Source organism: Hydrocarboniphaga daqingensis (genome assembly GCF_900129825.1).
In the GTDB taxonomy this organism is placed as follows: domain Bacteria; phylum Pseudomonadota; class Gammaproteobacteria; order Nevskiales; family Nevskiaceae; genus Hydrocarboniphaga; species Hydrocarboniphaga daqingensis.
The window spans coordinates 1-18,196 of sequence record NZ_FQWZ01000005.1 but is presented as its reverse complement, the minus strand read 5'-3'; the positions used below and the strand labels follow the sequence as shown (position 1 = coordinate 18,196).

At 64.2% G+C, this 18,196-nt stretch carries 13 protein-coding genes; 8 read left to right on the top strand and 5 right to left on the bottom strand.

Going from position 1 to position 18,196, the window contains the following annotated elements; translation table 11 throughout:
* Positions 1 to 9: 9 nt before the first annotated feature.
* The 4 genes from BUB09_RS10680 to BUB09_RS10665 all read left to right on the top strand — a co-directional run bounded on the left by BUB09_RS10680 (position 10) and on the right by BUB09_RS10665 (position 4,122).
* Positions 10 to 2,232: a heavy metal translocating P-type ATPase gene (locus BUB09_RS10680; protein WP_072897548.1), complete on the top strand. Its 2,223-nt coding sequence runs from the start codon at positions 10 to 12 to the stop codon at positions 2,230 to 2,232.
* Complete coding sequence (gene ccoS, locus BUB09_RS17005; protein WP_072897546.1) at positions 2,229 to 2,369, top strand: cbb3-type cytochrome oxidase assembly protein CcoS; 141 nt, start codon at positions 2,229 to 2,231, stop codon at positions 2,367 to 2,369. Before BUB09_RS10680 ends, ccoS begins: the two co-directional genes overlap by 4 nt.
* Complete coding sequence (locus BUB09_RS10670; protein ID WP_072897544.1) at positions 2,366 to 3,031, top strand: sulfite exporter TauE/SafE family protein; 666 nt, start codon at positions 2,366 to 2,368, stop codon at positions 3,029 to 3,031. The genes ccoS and BUB09_RS10670 overlap by 4 nt, the downstream gene beginning before the upstream one ends.
* 209 nt (positions 3,032 to 3,240) lie before the next feature.
* Positions 3,241 to 4,122, top strand: a complete 882-nt coding sequence (locus tag BUB09_RS10665; RefSeq protein ID WP_072897542.1) for a universal stress protein — start codon at positions 3,241 to 3,243, stop codon at positions 4,120 to 4,122.
* Here the strand turns inward: BUB09_RS10665 and BUB09_RS10660 are convergent.
* Positions 4,119 to 4,700 (bottom strand): NAD(P)H-dependent oxidoreductase, encoded by a 582-nt coding sequence (locus BUB09_RS10660; protein WP_175550176.1) that lies wholly within the window; start codon positions 4,698 to 4,700, stop codon positions 4,119 to 4,121. The genes BUB09_RS10665 and BUB09_RS10660 overlap by 4 nt on opposite strands.
* Positions 4,701 to 4,871: 171 nt before the next feature.
* Between BUB09_RS10660 and BUB09_RS10655 the strand changes: the two genes are divergently transcribed.
* From BUB09_RS10655 to BUB09_RS10645, 3 genes are all read left to right on the top strand, one after another.
* A complete protein-coding gene (locus tag BUB09_RS10655) occupies positions 4,872 to 5,936 on the top strand; it encodes a S1/P1 nuclease (RefSeq protein ID WP_072897539.1) in 1,065 nt (354 codons plus the stop codon).
* A gap of 19 nt (positions 5,937 to 5,955) precedes the next feature.
* On the top strand, positions 5,956 to 8,043 hold the full coding sequence (locus BUB09_RS10650; RefSeq protein WP_175550175.1) for an ATP-binding protein: 2,088 nt from the start codon (positions 5,956 to 5,958) through the stop codon (positions 8,041 to 8,043).
* Positions 8,044 to 8,343: 300 nt separating this feature from the next.
* Positions 8,344 to 8,886 carry an intermediate filament family protein gene (locus tag BUB09_RS10645; RefSeq protein WP_072897535.1) on the top strand — a complete coding sequence of 181 codons (543 nt, stop codon included), beginning with the start codon at positions 8,344 to 8,346 and terminating at the stop codon, positions 8,884 to 8,886.
* Positions 8,887 to 8,934: 48 nt separating this feature from the next.
* Here BUB09_RS10645 and BUB09_RS10640 read toward each other — a convergent pair whose 3' ends face one another.
* From BUB09_RS10640 to BUB09_RS10625, 4 genes are read right to left on the bottom strand one after another with little or no spacing between them, the layout of a single operon-like run.
* Positions 8,935 to 11,223, bottom strand: a complete 2,289-nt coding sequence (locus BUB09_RS10640; protein ID WP_139250250.1) for a CocE/NonD family hydrolase — start codon at positions 11,221 to 11,223, stop codon at positions 8,935 to 8,937.
* On the bottom strand, positions 11,220 to 12,998 hold the full coding sequence (locus tag BUB09_RS10635) for an ABC transporter ATP-binding protein/permease (RefSeq protein ID WP_084083355.1): 1,779 nt from the start codon (positions 12,996 to 12,998) through the stop codon (positions 11,220 to 11,222). The genes BUB09_RS10640 and BUB09_RS10635 overlap by 4 nt, the downstream gene beginning before the upstream one ends.
* Positions 12,995 to 14,344: a glycoside hydrolase family 15 protein gene (locus tag BUB09_RS10630; protein WP_072897531.1), complete on the bottom strand. Its 1,350-nt coding sequence runs from the start codon at positions 14,342 to 14,344 to the stop codon at positions 12,995 to 12,997. Before BUB09_RS10630 ends, BUB09_RS10635 begins: the two co-directional genes overlap by 4 nt.
* On the bottom strand, positions 14,341 to 15,621 hold the full coding sequence (locus BUB09_RS10625; RefSeq protein ID WP_072898004.1) for a glucoamylase family protein: 1,281 nt from the start codon (positions 15,619 to 15,621) through the stop codon (positions 14,341 to 14,343). The genes BUB09_RS10630 and BUB09_RS10625 overlap by 4 nt, the downstream gene beginning before the upstream one ends.
* A 247-nt stretch (positions 15,622 to 15,868) precedes the next feature.
* Between BUB09_RS10625 and BUB09_RS10620 the strand changes: the two genes are divergently transcribed.
* Positions 15,869 to 18,019: a glycoside hydrolase family 3 N-terminal domain-containing protein gene (locus BUB09_RS10620; protein ID WP_072897530.1), complete on the top strand. Its 2,151-nt coding sequence runs from the start codon at positions 15,869 to 15,871 to the stop codon at positions 18,017 to 18,019.
* Positions 18,020 to 18,196 lie beyond the last annotated feature (177 nt).

The following is an 18,196-nucleotide window of genomic DNA, read 5'->3' as shown; positions in this document are numbered from 1 at the left end:
CGACTTGCCATGGGTGACAAACTCGACTGGTCGGCCTATGACGCCGCGCCGCTGATCGATCAGGTCAGTCATATCGGCGGCTCGGGCGGTCGCGAGATGCTGCTGCGAGTGCACGGGATGCACTGCAGCAGTTGCGTCGGACGCATTGAGCAGGCGTTGGCCAGCCGATGCCGGCGCGTTCAAGTCAATCTGGGCACGGGCAGTGTCGAGTTGGGCTGGGACGAAGCCGCGGCACGGCCGTCCGAGCTGATGCAGGCGATTGCCGATTGCGGGTTTCGGCCGGAACCCATCGATGACCGGCCCGATATTCGTATCGCGCAGCGTGAGCGTCGCCAGCTGCTGATACGCGTGGGCATCGCCGGCGTACTCGGCATGCAGGTGATGATGCTGGCGGCCACGCGCTACACCGAATCCGGCACGATCGAACCGGCGATGGAACTGACGATGCGCTACGCCCAATGGGCCATGAGCACGCCGGTATTGGTTTACAGCGGCTGGCCGATATTGCGACAAGCACTCGCCGACGTCAGAGCGCGACGGTTCGGCATGGACGTGCCGATTAGCCTGGCGCTGCTGCTGGCCTACGTGGCCAGCGGAGTCAATCTGCTGCTGCAGCGCGGCCATGTCTACTACGACTCGGTGACGATGTTCGTTTTCCTGCTGCTGCTGGCGCGCTGGTTCGAAGGCCGTGGCCGGGCACTGGCACAGCAGCGACTACGCGAACTGGCAGGCGCACAGCCGTTGACGGCAAGTCGTGAGCGTGGTGATGGCAGCGTCGAGCAAATCGACAGCAAACAGTTGTGCCACGGCGATATCGTCGTGGTCCCGCCCGCCGTTGCCGTTCCGGCCGACGGCCGCTTGCTCAGCCACTGCGCCGAGGTCGACGAGTCGCTGCTGACGGGCGAAGCCGATCCCGCGGTACGATGCGCTGGCGAGATGGTCATGGCCGGCTCGATCAATGCTGGAAGCTCGGCGCTGCGCGTACAGGTCACTGCCGTGTGCACCGCAACGCAGCTGTCCCATATCCAGCGACTGATTCACCACGCGCAGCAGTATCGACCGCAGGTGCAACAGCGTGCCGATCGGATCGCACGGTGGATCACGGTAACGGTGCTGGCCTCTGCAATAGCGGGTGCCATCCTGTGGTGGCCGACCGGTCCCGATGTCGCGTTTGAAGTGATGCTGGCCGTGCTGGTGGTGACTTGTCCCTGTGCGCTGTCACTGGCAACACCCGCAGCGCTCGCCGCAGCCGGCTCGTCACTCGCCTCCAGTGGCGTCCTGCTGACTCGCGCCGACGCTCTGCTGCAGCTGCCGCGCGTCGACACCGTCTGCTTTGACAAGACGGGAACGCTGACAACCGGTCAAATGCGCTGCGTTTCGGTACAGCCGGCCGACGGCTACAGCGCCGACGACTGCCTCGACATGGCCGCTGCGCTGGAACGCGACATACAACACCCAGTGGCAACCGCTTTTCGGGATCGGCAGCCGATGATCAAAGCCGACCGCGTTGAAACGCTGGCGGCACGCGGCGTACGAGGCTGGATCAACAATGCGTCGATGCAGTTGATCAGCAGCGAGCCCCGCGATCACCAGGCGGGTGGCTTGACTTGGCTAGACCTGATCCGCGATGGCCGCTGCATCGCTCGCTTCGGCCTGTCACATCAGCTGCGTCCTGGCGCTCGTGCTGGTATCGAGGCGCTTCGCGCCGAAGGCCTGCGTCCGGTCATTCTGAGTGGTGACAGCGCCAGTGCAGTTGCCACGGTTGCCGAAACGCTCGGCATCACCGACTACCGCGCCGCACTGAAGCCAGGCGACAAGCTGGCGCTGCTACGCCGCTTGCAGACGGCCGGATCGCGTGTATGGATGATCGGCGACGGCATCAACGACGCGCCGACGCTCGCCGCCGCCGATGTATCGACATCGCTGGTCAGCGGTAGCGCGCTGGCTCAGACGCACGCTGCGCTGCTGCTGACCACGGCCAGTTTGTCGGCGCTGCCGGAGGCTTACCGAATTGCGCAGCGCACCCGGCGCATCATTCGACAAAATCTCGCATGGGCGGCGTTATACAACGTAGCGGCGATTCCCCTGGCATTGGCCGGTAGCGTGACGCCGTGGCTTGCCGCCCTCGGCATGGGCATCAGCTCGGTCGTCGTCGTCGCCAATGCACTACGGCTCTCGGTTCCATCGCACCGCGTAACGGCGACGACGTCGCCCGACCTGGCCTGCGCATGAGCAGCTTGTACGTCCTGGTGCCGCTGGGCGCACTGTTTGCAGCGATCGCCGCTGGATTCTTCGTCGTCGCCGTCAACGGACGGCAGTTCGAGCGACTCGACGAGTTAAGCGGGCAACTGCCCGACGAAGAATCTTGAGCAGCTGGCTGCCAGCGGCCGGCATCGTACTCGGCGTACCCGCGATGCTGGTCATGGGCATCAGCGCCAGCCCTCATTGCGCGCTGATGTGTGCGCCGTTGACCCAGCTGGCCGGCACTCAGCGATCCGCTCAATGGCAGCTTCATGGCGGTCGTCTGCTCAGCTATCTGCTGCTCGGCGCGTTGGCTGGCGGGATCGGTGGGAGCTTGATGCTGCAGATGCAGCGCTACGCTCATCCTGATCAGGTGCGTCTGGCCGCTGCTGTGGCGTTGCTGATCTTCGGGGCGCTTCAATGGCGTGCAGCGCGCCCGCGTCCGGCTTGCTGCAAACCGCCGTGGTCATTGCGGGCAGAATCGGTGCCGGCTTGGATGCGAGGCCTGCTTTGGGGACTGCTCCCTTGCCCGTTACTGTGGGCAGTACTCGGCCTTGCGACGCTGGCCGGTGACGCGATCCAGGGCGGCATGCTGACTTTGGCATTCGGCATCGGCACATCACCGCTGCTGCTGGCGATGTCAGGGATCGGCCCGCGTCTAGCGCGACGCTGGTCCGTGGCACAGCGTCGCCATACCGGCGCGACCATGCTGATGCTCAGCGGCCTGTGGATCGCCTCCGGAATGCCGGTGCTAGGCGAACTGGCATCGACATGGTGCAGCTTACGCTGACGACCGATGCCAGTGGGTGAACGCCGCGACATCTGACACTGACGACGCCCGCTGTCGGCGACGATGACGGCTCCGTAGCGATGATCTACTACAAATGAAGCACACTCGGCATCGCCTCATCGCGGTACTTTGAAGCGTGTCGTCGAAGGGGGACGATTCTTGCGTCAGGCTGTACTGGCGAAGTCCGACGCGCTCAAGGGGTTTGTCGCATGGGGTTGTACCGCCGCATTCTGCTGCTGGCCTCGCCGGCGTTGCAGCAAACATCTGCGTTCCATCGCGCCAGCTGGCTGGCATTGACGACGGGCGCGAGCCTGCACATAGCGCTGATTGACCGCGACGCCACCGTCGACGTCGAAGCCTTCCTGCAACAACGTCGCCAATGGCTCGACGAGCAGGCCAATGTGTTGCGTGCGCATCGGATCGGTGTCAGTACCCAGGTCATCTGGGCCGACAGCCCAACCGACATGGCGCTGGCGCTGATTGCCGACAGTGAACACGACTTGGTGATCCGAGACGTCGAGCGCGATACGCCGCTGCTGCCTTTGACGCTGTCGCCATTGGACTGGCAGTTACTGCATCGCTCGCAGCGGCCGGTACTGCTGGTTGGGCCAGCACAACGTCCGGTTCCAAAAGTCGTGATCGCCGCCGTCGACGTTTCGGTGTCGGGCGACCAGCAGTTGAATCAGCAAGTGGTCCGGCAAGCTTGCGAGCTGGCGGACGCCTGCGACGCCGTACTGCATTTGTTCTATGGCTTTTTGGTTCCCAGCGGTATCGCCGATGATTTTGGCGGCAGCTTGTTCGCTGCGTTGATGCGCAACGATCGCGAAGCACTTGAGGTACTGGCGCAGCAGTTCCGTCTACCCGCCGCTCAAGTGCATTTCCGCGCCGGCCCGGCCGTATCCGGCCTTAGCGAGCTGGCGGCCGATTTGGCCGCCGATGTGCTGGTAATCGGTGTCGACGGAGGCGGTGATGCGAGCCAACCGGCACAGCTCGGCAGTACCGTCAGGGCACTGATGCATCGGGCGCCCTGCGATGTGTTGGCGGTCAAGCGCCTCGATGGGCGCAGCAGCGGGCTCAGCGCCGCGCGCTAGTTGCCTTGCGCTCCGTAGAGACTCATCAACGGCAGCCATTTGCGCTGCACAGGCGACGAGTCAACGCCGCTGCTGCCATCAATCAGCGTCGTGCGCACCGGCGTGATGCCCACCAGTTTCAGCAGCGGCTGCAGCCAACCACGTAGCCCTTGAGCCCACATCAGCGTGCGATAAATCAAGGTCGGCATATCGGTCGTCACCACGAGCCGCGCACTGCGCGCGGGTCGGTCGAGCTTGGCGCGCCGTGACATATCCAGTGCAAATGCTGGACGGAATACCTGCTCGACGAAATCGTGTAGCGATGTCGGCATCGCGCCATGGTGCAGCGGATGGACCAATAGCAAATGATCGGCCCACAGAATGACATCCTGAGCCGCACGTACCGTATCCGGCAGCGGCTCGCTGTCCCAGTCGGCCAGTGTGCGCAGCGACGGGATCTCCAACTCGTCGACGATGATCTGACGGACATCGTGACCGGCGCGCTCGGCGGCGAGGCGGTAGGTGTCGGTCAACAGCGCCGCAACCTCGGCCGCCGGTGTGTCGACCTGAACGGCAATCACCGCAATGCGCTTCGACATGCCTTTCATCCCACGAGAGCGAGCCCACATGTTGGAGGCCCACGCCGCCGGCCGCCTTGATGTCGGTCAAGCGCGGGACACCTCAAACCCGGCGTCGGCATCAACAAGCGTTACGATGAGCGGCGACCGGGTTTGCAATAGCATGGACGACGGACAGCGAGGAATGAACCGATGCAACCGCGGCTCATCGTAGGACTGACGGCAGTGCTGCTGACATTGAGCCTACGCGCTCATGCGTTCGATGCGGCCGCTCACCGGCTCATCGGCGCGATCGCTGACCAACAGCTGAACCCGGTCGCGCGGCAGCACGTCTTGACCGACCTGGGGTATGACCTGCGCACAGCCGGACCGTGGGCCGATTGCGTACGGAATGTGAAGCGGGATGGCGATCAGTACCGGTACACCCTCGATCCGCAGCATCCCGAATACCATGCACCCTGCACGGCATTCGAATCACCTCAGGAACAAGCCCGGCTCGAAGACTACGCACGTCGTCATTGGCAGACTTGCGACGGAGCCGGCGGCGGCCCTTGCCATGGCCGGTATCACTACACCGACGTGGCCATCCAGCACCGCCGTTACGAGCGGCGTTGGCTGGGAACGCGTGACGACGACATCGTGGGTGCCATTGCAGCGGCAATCGCGGTCTTGCAGGGCAAGCCCTGCCCGCCACCGTTCAGGATCGCTGACACCAAGGAAGCGCTGTTGATGCTGGCGCACTTCGTCGGTGACCTGCATCAGCCACTGCATGTCGGCTCGGTCTACCTGAACACCGATGCGCAGCCATTCGACCCGGATGCCAACGGAAAGACGCTGCATTCGGATGCCGACACACATGGCGGCAATGCGCTGCGGGATCCGCAGACCGGACGCAATCTGCACGCCGCTTGGGACCGCATTCCGGACGGTCTCGGCGATATTGCCGACGCCACCTTGGTTCGACAGGCGCAACGCGTGCCGCCGAGCCCAGCGCCGATCGACCGCTGGCCGATGATTTGGGCCACCGAGAGCCTGCAGGTCGCAAGGCGCGCGTTCAATGGGCTCGCCTACACTGCAGATCCGCAGCGTCCTGGACAATGGCAATTGCAGTTCGTCGACCGCGCGCGTTACCAGCGCGATCAAGCCGCGTTGCAGCAGCAAGCGATCATCCGGGCCGGCGCGCGGCTGGCGCAACTGCTGAACACCGTCTGGCCGTCACAAGATCATGCAGGTCATGGCGACGGCGGCAGCCGATGATCCCGTCGGAGTCGACATCGTGACGTCGACCGCAGCCGATGCCGAATGGATGCGCGACGTGTTCGATCAGTCGCCCGCCTCGATGGCGCTGATCGGCGCCGACCTGCGGTTAAGCTTGATCAACGCCGGCTTTGCCCAGCTATTCGGCTACCGCGCGATACCGGGCGCGACGATCCGCGATCTTCTCCCGCCTGCGGTCGCGGCCGATCATTTGGCACTGGTGCAGCAAGCCCGTCTCAGCGGTCGCTTGGTGACCGCACCGGCAACACGCTGTCTGCTTCAGCTGCAAGCCGATAGCACTTGCGTCGAACGCTGCATCGACTTCGCCTACCGGCCACTGCGCGACGCCAGTGGCGTATTGGTATTGGCCACCGATGTCACCGAGCGGGTCGCGGCCGATGCCGCGCTGCATGATCGGGGTCGCCGGCTTCGGCTGCTCGACCAGATTGGCCAGGTGACGCGCATGGCGGCGGACCCGCGCGAGATCCTGCAGTCGACGACTTATCTGCTCGGTGAACATCTAGGCGTCGCTCGCTGCACTTACGCGGATATCGAACCGGAGCAAGACCGCTTCACGATTCGCCACGAATGGGCAGCGCCGGGTTACCCGACCATCGTCGGCGAGTACTCGCTGGCCAGCTTCGGTCATCAGGCTGCAGCGATACTCGAACGCGGCGAAAGCTTCGTCGTCGATGATGTCGACGCCGAGCCAGCGATGACGGCAACCGGTCGCGATCTGCTCAAGCGGCTGCTGACACGCGCGCTGATCTGGTGTCCGATGATCAAGGGTGACGGTCTTCGCGGCATCATGGCCGTGCACGCATCCAATGCGCGCCATTGGTCACAAAGCGAGATCGCGCTGGTGCAAGCGGTTGCAGAGCGTTCGTGGGCGCATCTTGAGCGCGTCCGCGCCGAGACTCTGTTGCGAGCCAACGAGGCGCGCTACCGCGCGATGGCCGAAAAGCTCAGTGATTCGAACCGCCTCAAGGATGAATTCCTGGCCACTCTGGCGCATGAACTGCGCAACCCGCTGGCACCGATCCGGAACGCGCTCGAACTGATGAACCTGGCGCCGGACCATCAAGACGTGATCGCGTCTGCACGCGAAATGATGGGGCGCCAGCTGGCACAAATGGTGCGCCTGATCGACGACCTGCTCGATATTTCGCGCGTCAGCCGCGGCATCGTCGAGCTGCGCCGCAGCCGAATGATGCTGAAAACGGCACTGGAAGACGCGATCGAAACCAGTCGGCCGCTGATCGAGCAGGCGGGACACCATCTACACGTCAATCTACCAGACGAGCCCATCGAACTGCTGGCCGATCCAACGCGAATCGTTCAGATCTTTGCCAACCTGATGAACAACGCAGCCAAGTTCACCGAGCGCGGTGGCAGCATCGAACTGCACGCCGATGTGCTGCGTGACCAGCAGCAAGTACGGATCGCCGTTCGCGACAACGGCGTCGGCATTGCCGAAGGCATGCTGGAACGCGTCTTCGACATGTTCACCCAAGTCGATCGATCGCACACGCAGATCGGCGGCGGCCTGGGCATCGGTCTGACTCTGGTGCGGCGCTTGGTCGAGATGCACGGCGGTCACGTCGAAGCCCGCAGCAAAGGGCCTGGTACCGGTAGCGAGTTTGTTGTCGTGTTGCCGTTGGCCGATCCCGCACACGCCGAGGCACCCGTTGCGACCGCACCTCGACGGGAGCGACCAACAATCGCACTGCAGATACTGGTCGCTGACGACAACGTCGATGCCGCGCGCAGCTTGTCGATGATGCTGGACTTGATCGGCCATCACGCATCGGTCGCCAATGATGGGATTCAGGCACTGGATCTGGCCCGGTCGCTGCAACCGGACGTCGTGATACTCGATATCGCGATGCCGGGCATGAACGGCTACGAGGTCGCGCGGCAGATTCGCAGCGCAACCTGGGGACGCGGCTGTCTGCTGATCGCTGCCAGCGGCTGGGGCCACGTCGAAGATCGGCAGCGCTCGCTGGAAGCCGGGTTCGATCATCACTTGGTCAAGCCGATCGAGTTGGGCGAGCTTGACCGACTTCTTCGCGAACACGGCGCCGACCAGTGGGTGGAGCGCTGGTAGGCGGGTCGTCGGATGGCCGGGTCCTGCTGGCCGGCGCGGCTCTGAATGCGCGCCAAGTTGGTTCAGCGTCTTCCTGCCTCAGGATGCCGCCACGTCGGGGATTCATGCCCGCGCAAGCAAGGCGTTGGCACGCTAAGCCCGTCTCCCCAAGACGCGCCTGTCCCCTCGACCCGTACAGGCATTGACAGCCCCGCTACTGCGGGGCTTTTTTTACGGCGGCCGCTGCGTCGCGGCGGCCGCATTGGGCTATCTTGTGTGGCAACGCGGACCCAACCCGGCCGCGTCGCCACCAGGACCCGCATGAGTACGACCGCACCCGATTCCCTGCAGTTGCTGCCGCCTCCCGGCCAGCTCGGCGAGCTCAAGCGTGCCTACAATCAAGCCAACGATGCACTGCTGGCTTTGCGCTTCGAGGCCGAGGAGTTCAGCCGCGAATCACTGCGCGTGGCCCGCGAACGGATTGCGGCCGAGGTCGAGCAGCGTTACGGCGCCGCACAGGCACAGCTGCGCGAGGCTATCGCAGCCACCGAGCGGGCACTCGAAGACGAGAAAGATCGCCTGGCACGCGCCGGCATTCCCAGCTCCCCGGTGTTCGCCAACTCCGCGCCATTGCCGGCGGTGGGAACCGTGATGATCGAAGACGAAGAGGCGATCAGCCGGCTCAAGCGGGCGCCACGCCGTGCCGTCGTCGAGATCGTCAACCGCGATACGTTCACCGAAGCCACCAACAAGCTGCGATCCGGCCTTGGCGATGTGGTGCTCCGATTGCTGCGCGCCGATGGCACGCTGACCAGCGAGTACGCGCCGATGGACCGCTACCGCTGGCGCGTCGACGCCGGTTGATCCGCGCCGCACTTACGACCGGCGTCGGCAATTCGAGGCTGCAGTAGCTCAGCGGATCAGCGGCAGATCGACATAGCTACTGCTGTACCAGCGAATCTTCATCGGCGAGCGCATATCGGACGCTGCGACTTCTTTGACGTCGCGCGCGCTACCGTAATTGGTCGGGCGGTCGGCGCGCCGAATGACGCCGACGACCAGCACCAGACGGCTGCCTACGGCGATGCGCCGCACGCTGAGCGCTTCGCTGCGAAACGGCAGCTGCTGCCGTACGCCCGCTTGAAGCAAGCGTCGATGTCGCGGATCAGCCGCGTAGCTGGCGCGCCATTCGTAGGGGTCGTTGATCAGCAAATAGTCGCCGCTGGCGCTGAGTTCGTACAAAGCCAAACTCAGATCGACGTCCATGCGGTTGATCGTGAAGTCCAGCATGCCGGCAATGCGACCGGCGACATCCGTCGGCTGCGCGAGCGGATCACTGACATAGACCAGCGCTGACGCCGCATCGATCTGACGCGTCAGCAGCGCCGGGGGTGGCGGCAGCGGGGCGTCGCGGCGGTCGGCCAAGGCGATGCGTTGTTCGTGGCTGCGTTCAACGGCCGGCGCCGCTCCCCGCAGCGCTCCGCGTTCGCGACCCGGCTCGGGGGGAACCAGGTGAAGCCGCATCCGTGATGACGACAGTGCATCGACGCTATTCGCGTGGCGCCACTGATTGGCACCGGCCAGCTGCACGTTGACGGCGTCGCGCAGCATCGTTGGCAGCGGCGCCTTGCCCAGCACGTGATCGAACCACTGCAAGCGCAGCTCACGGGTATCGATCAGCGCCGCCGCATCGATCGCAAGCCCGCGCAGCACCGGCTCCGGCTGTGCAGCATCGGTGTAGGGCCCGATCAGCCAGCGGTGCTCGGCCTGCGGTCGCTGCCGTCGATGTTGTTCGAACAGCCAGCCGGCACCGATGCCCGCATCGGCGTAATAGCCGCTGATGTTGAGTACCGGAACCGCCAGTTGCGCGAATTGCCGGGCCGTAGGCAAGCGGTTTTGCCAATAGCGATCAAAGCTCGGATGGGTCAGCCAGGTTCGCCACGCGGCGCTGTCGACCCGCGCTTGACGCTCCAGCGCGGTGTACGGCTTGCCGCTACGAAACCACGCTCGGTCGACCGCCGCCCATGCGGTGTCGGCCGCCGGGTCGGGACCGCCTCGGGCAAAGTCGCTCAGCCAGCGCAGCGCGCTGCTGTTCATGACTCGACCCTCCATTGGAAAGTTGACGCCCGGCACCATCGGATCGCTGATCGCGATGGCCGCCAACTGCGGCGGCGGCTTGCGCGCCGTCATCCATGCCGAGACAGCGCCGTACCCACTGCCCGTGATGCCGACACGGCCATCGCTCCAGGTTTGACGCGCGACCCAGCGCATGACGGCACGCGCATCGTCGTCTTCGGTCTGAAACGGCATGGGCCGCAGCGACTTACCTGCGGTCGACACGGCGCTGTCGCGTGCAGTGACCATCAGGCCTGCGTAACCGTGCGCCGCACTAGCGCGCGCGGCTTCAATCGCGCCCGGTCCCACCGTGAATTCCAGCAAGGTCGCGACACGGCGTTCGGCGCCGGCATCGCGCGGGCGCAACAAATACGCCTGCAGTGTCCGCTTGCCCCCGACCGGTATCGTCAATGCCGCGTCGACGCGGTAGCGCTTGGCATCGTCCTCGGCAATCAGCGGCGCGACGTGGACCGTGAAACTGCGCTGAGCCTCGTAGGCGAGATATGCGCGGATCAACTCGAGCGCCTCGGCTTGGGTCAGCGAATTGCGCTGGCTGCGAGCGTGTTCGAACGCGCGCTGTACGGGGTCGCGAAGCGGTGCTGCGGAGGCCCGCAGGGACACGCCGAACTGATAGGCCTGCTGATCGCTGAGCGCCGCTGCGGTGTCGCGAAACGCTTGCGCCAGCGCATCGGCGTAAGGCCGCTGTTCACGAACGGCGATTGATCGGGCGCTGGCGTAGAGATCGACCCGGCGTCCGGTGCCAGGATCATGGCCGGCATCGATGTGCCGGCGCCGTTGTTGCAGCGACTGGCGCGTGTCGGCGGCCGCCTGATCGTTACCGGCCACCAGCTGCAGCATCGACAACGTCGCCAGATAGCGCTGGATGTCGGGATCTTGATAGACCGGCAGCAAGCGCACCGCCAGATCTCGCATGGCAGCGGGCGTGGCGGCGTCTTCGACGGTCGGCGGCGGCGCGAACTCGAAGGTCTGCGCCAGCACCATCGGCGCCCACAGCCACAACAGCAGGCAGCACGACAGACGTGCCATCCAGCCACGCCGCGTCGCCGGTGATGTACGTCGCGTCACGCTGGGGCTCCGCGAGCTTTGACCAAGTGCAGCGTGCGAGTAAAGAAAGCCTCGCTTCCCTGCACAGAAGCGCCGATATGCACGACGCCGGTCTGCGCCAGTTCGTGGCGCAGAATGTCGAGCACGCGGGCCAACACGTCCTCGTCGAGCGAGCCCAGCGCATCGTCGACGATCAGCCAAGGCGGCGCCTGAAGCAGAACGCGCGCGAATGCGAGGCTTTGCTGCTCATCCTGACTGAGCTCGCGATCCCAGCGCCGTGTCTCATCCAGCTGCGGCAAGAGCCGCTCCAAACCCAAGCGTTGCAGCACCCCGGTGTATTGCACATCGTCATAGACGGTCGTCGTCGCGGGATACGCCAAGACTTCGCGCAAGCTTCCGCTGGGTAGATACGGCGTGCCGCGCGGCATGTAGGCCATCGCCTCGCCCGCTGGATTGGCGATGCGCCCGCTACCCCAGGGCCATAGTCCGGCAAGACCACGAAACAGCAGCGTCTTGCCGGTCCCCGGCTCGGCCGCGATCAGCACGCGATCGCCACGTCGCAGTTCGATGGCCGACTCCAAAAGCCGGTCTCGCCCGGCCGGCGATTCGAGTTGAAGATCGTCGATGCGCAGCACGCCGGCCTCGCCTTGCACGTATTCGATCCGGCTCGCGAAATCGACTTGCTGATGATTGGCGACGAGTGCCTGGCGGAAGTTGGCGACGCGCAACAGCGTCGCGCGCCAGTCGGCAATGATGCTGAAGTTGTCGACGAACCAACGCAGAGACGACTGCGCTTGCGTGAACGCCGCCGCTGCAGCGATCAAGCCGCCGAATGAGATCTTGCCGGAGAAGAACAGCGGAGCAGCCACTAGAATCGGTGCGACGGTCGTGAACCAGCCGAAGCTCGCGGTAACCCAGGTCAGATTCGTCAGACCGCGCACCAGCCGCTGCATCGCGCCGAGCACGTCGTCCAGATGCGCATCGAGTCGGCGTTTCTCGTCGGCTTCGCCGGCCGCCAGCGAGATGCCGTCGAGATGCTCATTGATACGGACCAACGCAAAGCGCAGATCGGCCTCGCGCGCGTAGCGCTCCGAGTTGCGACCGATCAAGCTGCGTCCGACCCAGTAACTCAGCAGCGAGCCGGCACCGGCGTACAGCATCGCCGCCCACAGCATGAATCCTGGCACGCCGTAATCGGCGTCACCGATACGGAAGCTGAAGTCGTTGGACAGCACCCACAGAATGCCGGCAAAGCTCAAGAACAGAATCGAGGCCTGCAGCAAGCCCACCGCCAAATCCGCCGACAGATTGCACAGGTTATGCGCGTCGTCGGACATGCGCTGATCAGGATTGACGCCCATCGCGCCGGCGTGGGCCAGCCAGAAAGCACGCCGCGGCAGCATCCAATGGCCGACGAGGTCACGCACCAGACCCTCGCGCAAACGTAGCTTCAGCGTTTCGACCAGCCACTTCTGGGCAACGTTCAAGATCAGCAATCCACCGGCGATCACGACAAACACGCCGAGCTGCAATCGGAAGTCGGAGAAGTCTCGACGCGACAATGCATCGAAGAAATTCTTGTTCCAGATGTTCAATCTCACTTGCCCGTAGCCGGTCGCGAGCACCACGGCGACGATCGCGGCCGCCAGCAGCATCAGCACCTTGCCGACAGGCGAACCGCGCAACGCCGCCAGTAGCGAGCCGATCTGTCGCCCAAAGCCGGCTTCGCGCGCTGCCGCCAGCTCCGCGTCAATGACGGCGCTGGCAGCCGATCCTGAGCGGGTGCTCGACGTCATCCGACCGGCAGCAGTGCGCGGCGCCGTGCATCCGCGCTGCTGATCAGCCCGGCGTAGCTCCAAGCCAGATGTCGCGCCGACGTCTGCGCACCGTCGTGCTGGTCGAACTGCTCGGACAGCGCACCGTCAGGTGCCGTATAGCGGCGTACCGTGCGTAGATAGCCGTCTCCGCGTTCGATCCAAGGACGGCCGTCAGCAGCATGTCGCGCAGCCTTGTAGCAAAACTCGGCCGCGCCGAGCGTCGAGAAGAAGTAAGCGCCGCCCGAATAGTAGACGTCGCCATCATAACGGCCGAGCGCTGGTCCCTCGCCGTCCGCGCGTAGACGGTTGATCGAGTAACGTGCGTCGAACAAGGCATCGAGTCGCGCCAACGTCGATTGCATTCTCGGATCGTCGACCGTGTGCGTGCCGGTCGTCTCGCCGCAATGCACCGCAGACAGAATCACGGCGATGTCGAGCGCCTTGGGCGACGGACGATCACCTTCGCCGAAGCGCGACTGATAAAACTGCTGATCTTCGAACCAAAACGCATCCAACTTCCCGCGTAACTGCGCTGCGCGCTGCTGATACCGCTGCGCAAGAGTCGGATCACGGGACTGTAGCCAGGCTGCGCCTTGTCCAAGTGCAGCGGCGGCGACACGCAGCGTGTAGTAATGCAGGCCGCATTCTTCCTCCCAGATATCAAAGGATGGAAGATCGGCATGCTCGCAAGTGAAGGCCAAATCGTGATCGATCAGCGCTGACAATCGCGACGCCAATCCAGCCGGCAATGTCGTCATCGGCGATTGATGCCAGCGCAGCATCGCCAGCGCGCGCAACGGCGCACCGTCGTACTGCGGGCGCGCCCATCGTGTTCGATCCAGGCTTCCGTCGGGATTGACCCGAGTTTCGCCGAGCACCGACGATCCGTGGACCGCAGCGAGCTCTTCGTTGCTGCGCAAGTACTGGACGAAGTCGGGCTGCACCTGTGCCCGCCAGTTGGAGTCCAGAGCCAGCGCTCGGCCGTCGAGCTGCATCAGCTTCTCGGCGAAGTCGACAGCGTCGGCGATCAAGCTCTCTGCTTGCTGCTGGTCGATCACGCCTTGTTCGAACAACAAGCGCATCGCATCGATGACGACGGCGGAGTCGCGAAACCAATGGAAGGCGTAGTCCGGGTCCGGGTCATACGCCGCAAACACCGGGGACGCGATGATCGAGCCGCGCTCGGGGCGAATCGACTGACCAAAACCGGGCCGGTGTTTGACCCGGTCGACAGCCGAGATGCTGCGCTGCATCCACTGCGCGCTCAGGCTGACCTGCTGGGTCAGCCAGTGATCGAAGTCGGGCGCGGTATGTGTCACCGTCATGTGGCGTTGGCTGTCAGGTGGGGACTGGAGAAGCCGAGGCGGCGCAGACCTTGCTGGATCTCCGGTATCCCCATGAACAACTTCCACAGTAGCCCGCTGCGGTGGTTCTCCATCATGACGATGATGGGACCCTGGTCGATCGCCAGGAACGTATCGGCTGCCCAGTCGTGCTGCTCGCTGAAGGCGTCGACGAAACCATAGCGCCCCCAGATCCGGTCGCCATGACGATTCAGAAAGCCACGTAGCGTCTGCAGCACGGCGTCAGGTGCATACGGCAGGCTCGACAGCGCTGCCGTCGGTGAAATCGTACCGTTGTCGTTGTCCGGCGCATGCGCCGAATAGCCGAACGGATCATCGCTGGCCGTCAGTCCCCAGCAGTCCGCGCCATAGCCTTTGTGCTGCTTCGGGTTATCGACACAGTAGGCGCGATTGATCTGTACGTGAGCGCAGTTGAGCTGCCAATAATCAGCGTAGCGATCGCGCAAACCACGCGGATCAATGCCGCAGAACGAATAGTGCGCAAAGAACAACGGGCCGCCGTATGGCTGTCCCAGCGGCAGTTCGACGTCGTAATAGCGCTTGCCGTTGATGAAGTCGCGGCCATTGGCGTACCCGCGGTGATAGACCAGCGGATCGACCGGATAGCGAGGCGCGGACGCCGCCAGCACATAGGCGATCAAGCATTCGTTCCAGCCATGAATCTCATGGTCCATCGCCCAGCCGTTCCACGGGCTCCAATGCCAGTACAGCAGCTTGCGGCCGTCGCGCGTATACCAATCCCATTCCATCTCAGCCCACAAGCCGGTAACCCGGCCGCGTATCGACGCCTCGGCCGTCGTATCCGCGTCAAAGTACTGCCGCGCACAAAGCAAGCCTTGGAAGAGCAACGCCGTCTCGACCAGGTCGCCGCCATCATCCTTACGGCTGAACGGAATCGTCGCGCCGGTCAGGCCGTTCATGAAATGCGGGAACGCGCCGTGATAGCAGGTGGCGCGGCATAGCACGTCGAGCATGCGGTTGATGCGCGCCACGCCGGCGTCGCGCGTGACCCAGCCGCGCTCTACGGCGACGATGATGGCCATCACGCCGAAGCCCGAACCGCCGATTGCCACGAGATCGTCGACCGGCGCATCGCGCGTCGTGCGACGGTCCGGCGCAAGACCGCTGACCGGATGCGCGCCGTGCCAGAAGAACTCGAATGTCTGGCGCTGCACCGCATCGATCAGTGCCTCATCGGACAGCCCGGCGAGTTCCTTTGCAGACCATGTTTTGTACATCGGAGCGGCATCAGCCGAATCTGCTGCAGACATTGCTTCTCCTGTCGGACGCGGTCGAACGGACGGGCCGACAGCTTGGCATATCAAGCCTCGTCATTGGCAAGGCGGGCCGCGCTGCAGACCCACCGGGTGGACGGGTCAGCGTTGGTTCACCACCCGCCGTTCACTGCTGACGCGTGCTAGAGCAAACGATGATGGCTCGTCCTATCATCACCAAGAACCGCCGTCCGACGACAGGATCCAGCCGATGAGCCGCATCGAACAACTGATACGCGACATGACGCTGTCCGAGAAGCTCGGGCAAATGACGATGACCGCCTCAGGCTATGCGGTCACCGGCCCGATCATCGTCGGTGATTCGACCGACTCGATCCGCGACGGCAGCGTCGGCAATCTGTTGAACATCGTCGGCCCCGGTCCGACGCGTGAAGTACAGAAGATCGCCGTCGAAGAATCGCGTCTCGGCATCCCGCTGCTGATCGGCCTCGACATCATCCATGGACATCGAACGCTGTTCCCGCTGCCGATCGCCGAAGCGGCGACGTTCGACCCTGAATTGTGGGAGCTGACAGCAAGCGAAGCCGCCGCCGAGGGCGCAGCCGATGGCTTGGCGATGACCTTTGCTCCTATGCTCGATGTGTCCCGCGATCTGCGATGGGGCCGCACCGCTGAGGGATCGGGCGAGGACGCTTTCGTTGCGTCGCGAATGGCACAGGCCAAGGTCAAGGGCTTCCAAGGCAGCGATCTTGCCGCCGCTGACCGGATCGCAGCCTGTGCCAAACATTTCTGCGCCTACGGGCCGGTCAACGCCGGGCGCGAGTATGCGTCGGTCGACATCTCGGAGCGAACGTTGCGCGAGGTGCACTTGCCTCCGTTCGTTGCGGCCGTCAACGCCGGCGTCGCGACGATCATGCCGGCCTTCACCGATCTGAACGGCATCCCGATGAGCGCGCACAAAGGCTTGTTGCGCGACTACCTGCGTGGCGAGCTGGGATTCGATGGCGTGCTCGTCAGCGACTACAACGCGATCGGCGAACTGATCCGTCATGGTGTGGCCGCAGACCTCGTCGAAGCCGCTGTGCTCGCGCTCAATGCCGGCATCGACATCGACATGATGGCCGACGCCTACCGTAAAGGCCTGCCGATCGCACTGGAACGCGGCTTGGTGACGATGGATCAGATCGACGCCAGCGTCCGTCGCGTTCTGAAGCTCAAAGAGCAGCTCGGTTTGTTCGATGACCCGTACCGGCGCAGCAGCCGCGTCGAGACGGCCGACGCGCTACTGCATCGCCGCCAGATCGCACGCCGCGTCGCTGCAAAGTCGATCGTCATGCTGAAGAACGACGGCGAGACGCTGCCGTTGCCACGCACGACGCGTCGCATCGCCGTGCTGGGGCCACTCGCCGACGCTGCCAGCGAGATGTGCGGTTGCTGGTGGGCCGCAGGTGAAAACGAACCCAACGTCAGCGTGCTGGCCGGCTTGCGCCACGCCATGCCCGACGTCGAATTGCGCTATGCGACCGGGACGTCGATACAGGGCGACGACCAAGACGGCGTCGATGCTGCACTGACGCTGATCGACGGCAGTGAGGCTGTCGTGTTGTGCGTCGGCGAAGCGATGCGAATGAGCGGTGAAGCCGCCAGCCGCGCCTACCCGAGCTTGCCCGGACGGCAATCCGAATTCGCGCAAGCGGTGCTCGAGCGCGCGGCCCAGGCCGGCATACCCGTGGTCAGCATCGTGTTCTCGGGTCGGCCGCTGGTGATCCCTGAGTTGGCCAGCAGGAGCCACGCGCTGCTTGCCGCCTGGTTCCTTGGTACCGAGGCCGGCAATGCGATCGCCGACGTCGTGACCGGCGCCGTATCACCGAGCGGACGCACGCCGATGAGTTGGCCGCGCGCGCTCGGACAAGTGCCGATCTTCTACGGTCAAAGGCCGAGCGGTCGCCCGTTCAGCGAAGGCGACTTTTTCACCAGCAAGTATCTCGATGTCGGAAACGAACCGCTGTATCCGTTCGGACATGGTCTGAGTTACGGCCGCTTCGAACTCAGCGACTTGCAAGTGACGCCTGCCCTCGCAACGCGTAATGACCGTATCCGGATCCGGGTCACGGTCACCAATCACGGTACACACACCGCCGAGCAGACCTTATTCATCTTCAGCCGCGACCCGGTCGCCAGCGTCGCCCGCCCCGTGCTCGAACTGCGCGGATTCGGCAAGATCGGGTTGAACGCCGGTGAACAACGCGTCTTCGAGCATCACTTCGAGGCCCGCGATCTGGCCTTTCTCGGCGTCGACCTGAACCCTGTCTTCGAGACCGGTGACATCGAGATCCGCGTCGGGCCGAGCGCCGATCAGCGACTGCAGCAAGTGCAGAAAATCCAGGTCGTTAAAAGCTGATCGGGCCGTCGAAAGCGAATTGATCAAAGGCCCGTATCACTGACGCTTACCAGTCGGTAACCACGGTTATCGAAAAATCCTACGGACAAAAGAAAACCCCCGAGCATTGACTCGGGGGTTTGGGTTTAAGAGCCTGGCAGTGTCCTACTCTCGCATGGTCTCGCCACACTATCATCG

What these genes read in the sequence shown, in the direction of transcription:
- BUB09_RS10680 (WP_072897548.1), top strand. Translation starts at nt 10, where the DNA reads ATGGGTGACAAACTCGACTGGTCGGCCTATGACGCCGCGCCGCTGATC.
- ccoS (WP_072897546.1), top strand. Translation starts at nt 2,229, where the DNA reads ATGAGCAGCTTGTACGTCCTGGTGCCGCTGGGCGCACTGTTTGCAGCG.
- BUB09_RS10665 (WP_072897542.1), top strand. Translation starts at nt 3,241, where the DNA reads ATGGGGTTGTACCGCCGCATTCTGCTGCTGGCCTCGCCGGCGTTGCAG.
- BUB09_RS10660 (WP_175550176.1), bottom strand. Translation starts at nt 4,700, where the DNA reads ATGTCGAAGCGCATTGCGGTGATTGCCGTTCAGGTCGACACACCGGCG.
- BUB09_RS10655 (WP_072897539.1), top strand. Translation starts at nt 4,872, where the DNA reads ATGCAACCGCGGCTCATCGTAGGACTGACGGCAGTGCTGCTGACATTG.
- BUB09_RS10645 (WP_072897535.1), top strand. Translation starts at nt 8,344, where the DNA reads ATGAGTACGACCGCACCCGATTCCCTGCAGTTGCTGCCGCCTCCCGGC.
- BUB09_RS10635 (WP_084083355.1), bottom strand. Translation starts at nt 12,998, where the DNA reads ATGACGTCGAGCACCCGCTCAGGATCGGCTGCCAGCGCCGTCATTGAC.
- BUB09_RS10630 (WP_072897531.1), bottom strand. Translation starts at nt 14,344, where the DNA reads ATGACGGTGACACATACCGCGCCCGACTTCGATCACTGGCTGACCCAG.
- BUB09_RS10625 (WP_072898004.1), bottom strand. Translation starts at nt 15,621, where the DNA reads ATGTACAAAACATGGTCTGCAAAGGAACTCGCCGGGCTGTCCGATGAG.
- BUB09_RS10620 (WP_072897530.1), top strand. Translation starts at nt 15,869, where the DNA reads ATGAGCCGCATCGAACAACTGATACGCGACATGACGCTGTCCGAGAAG.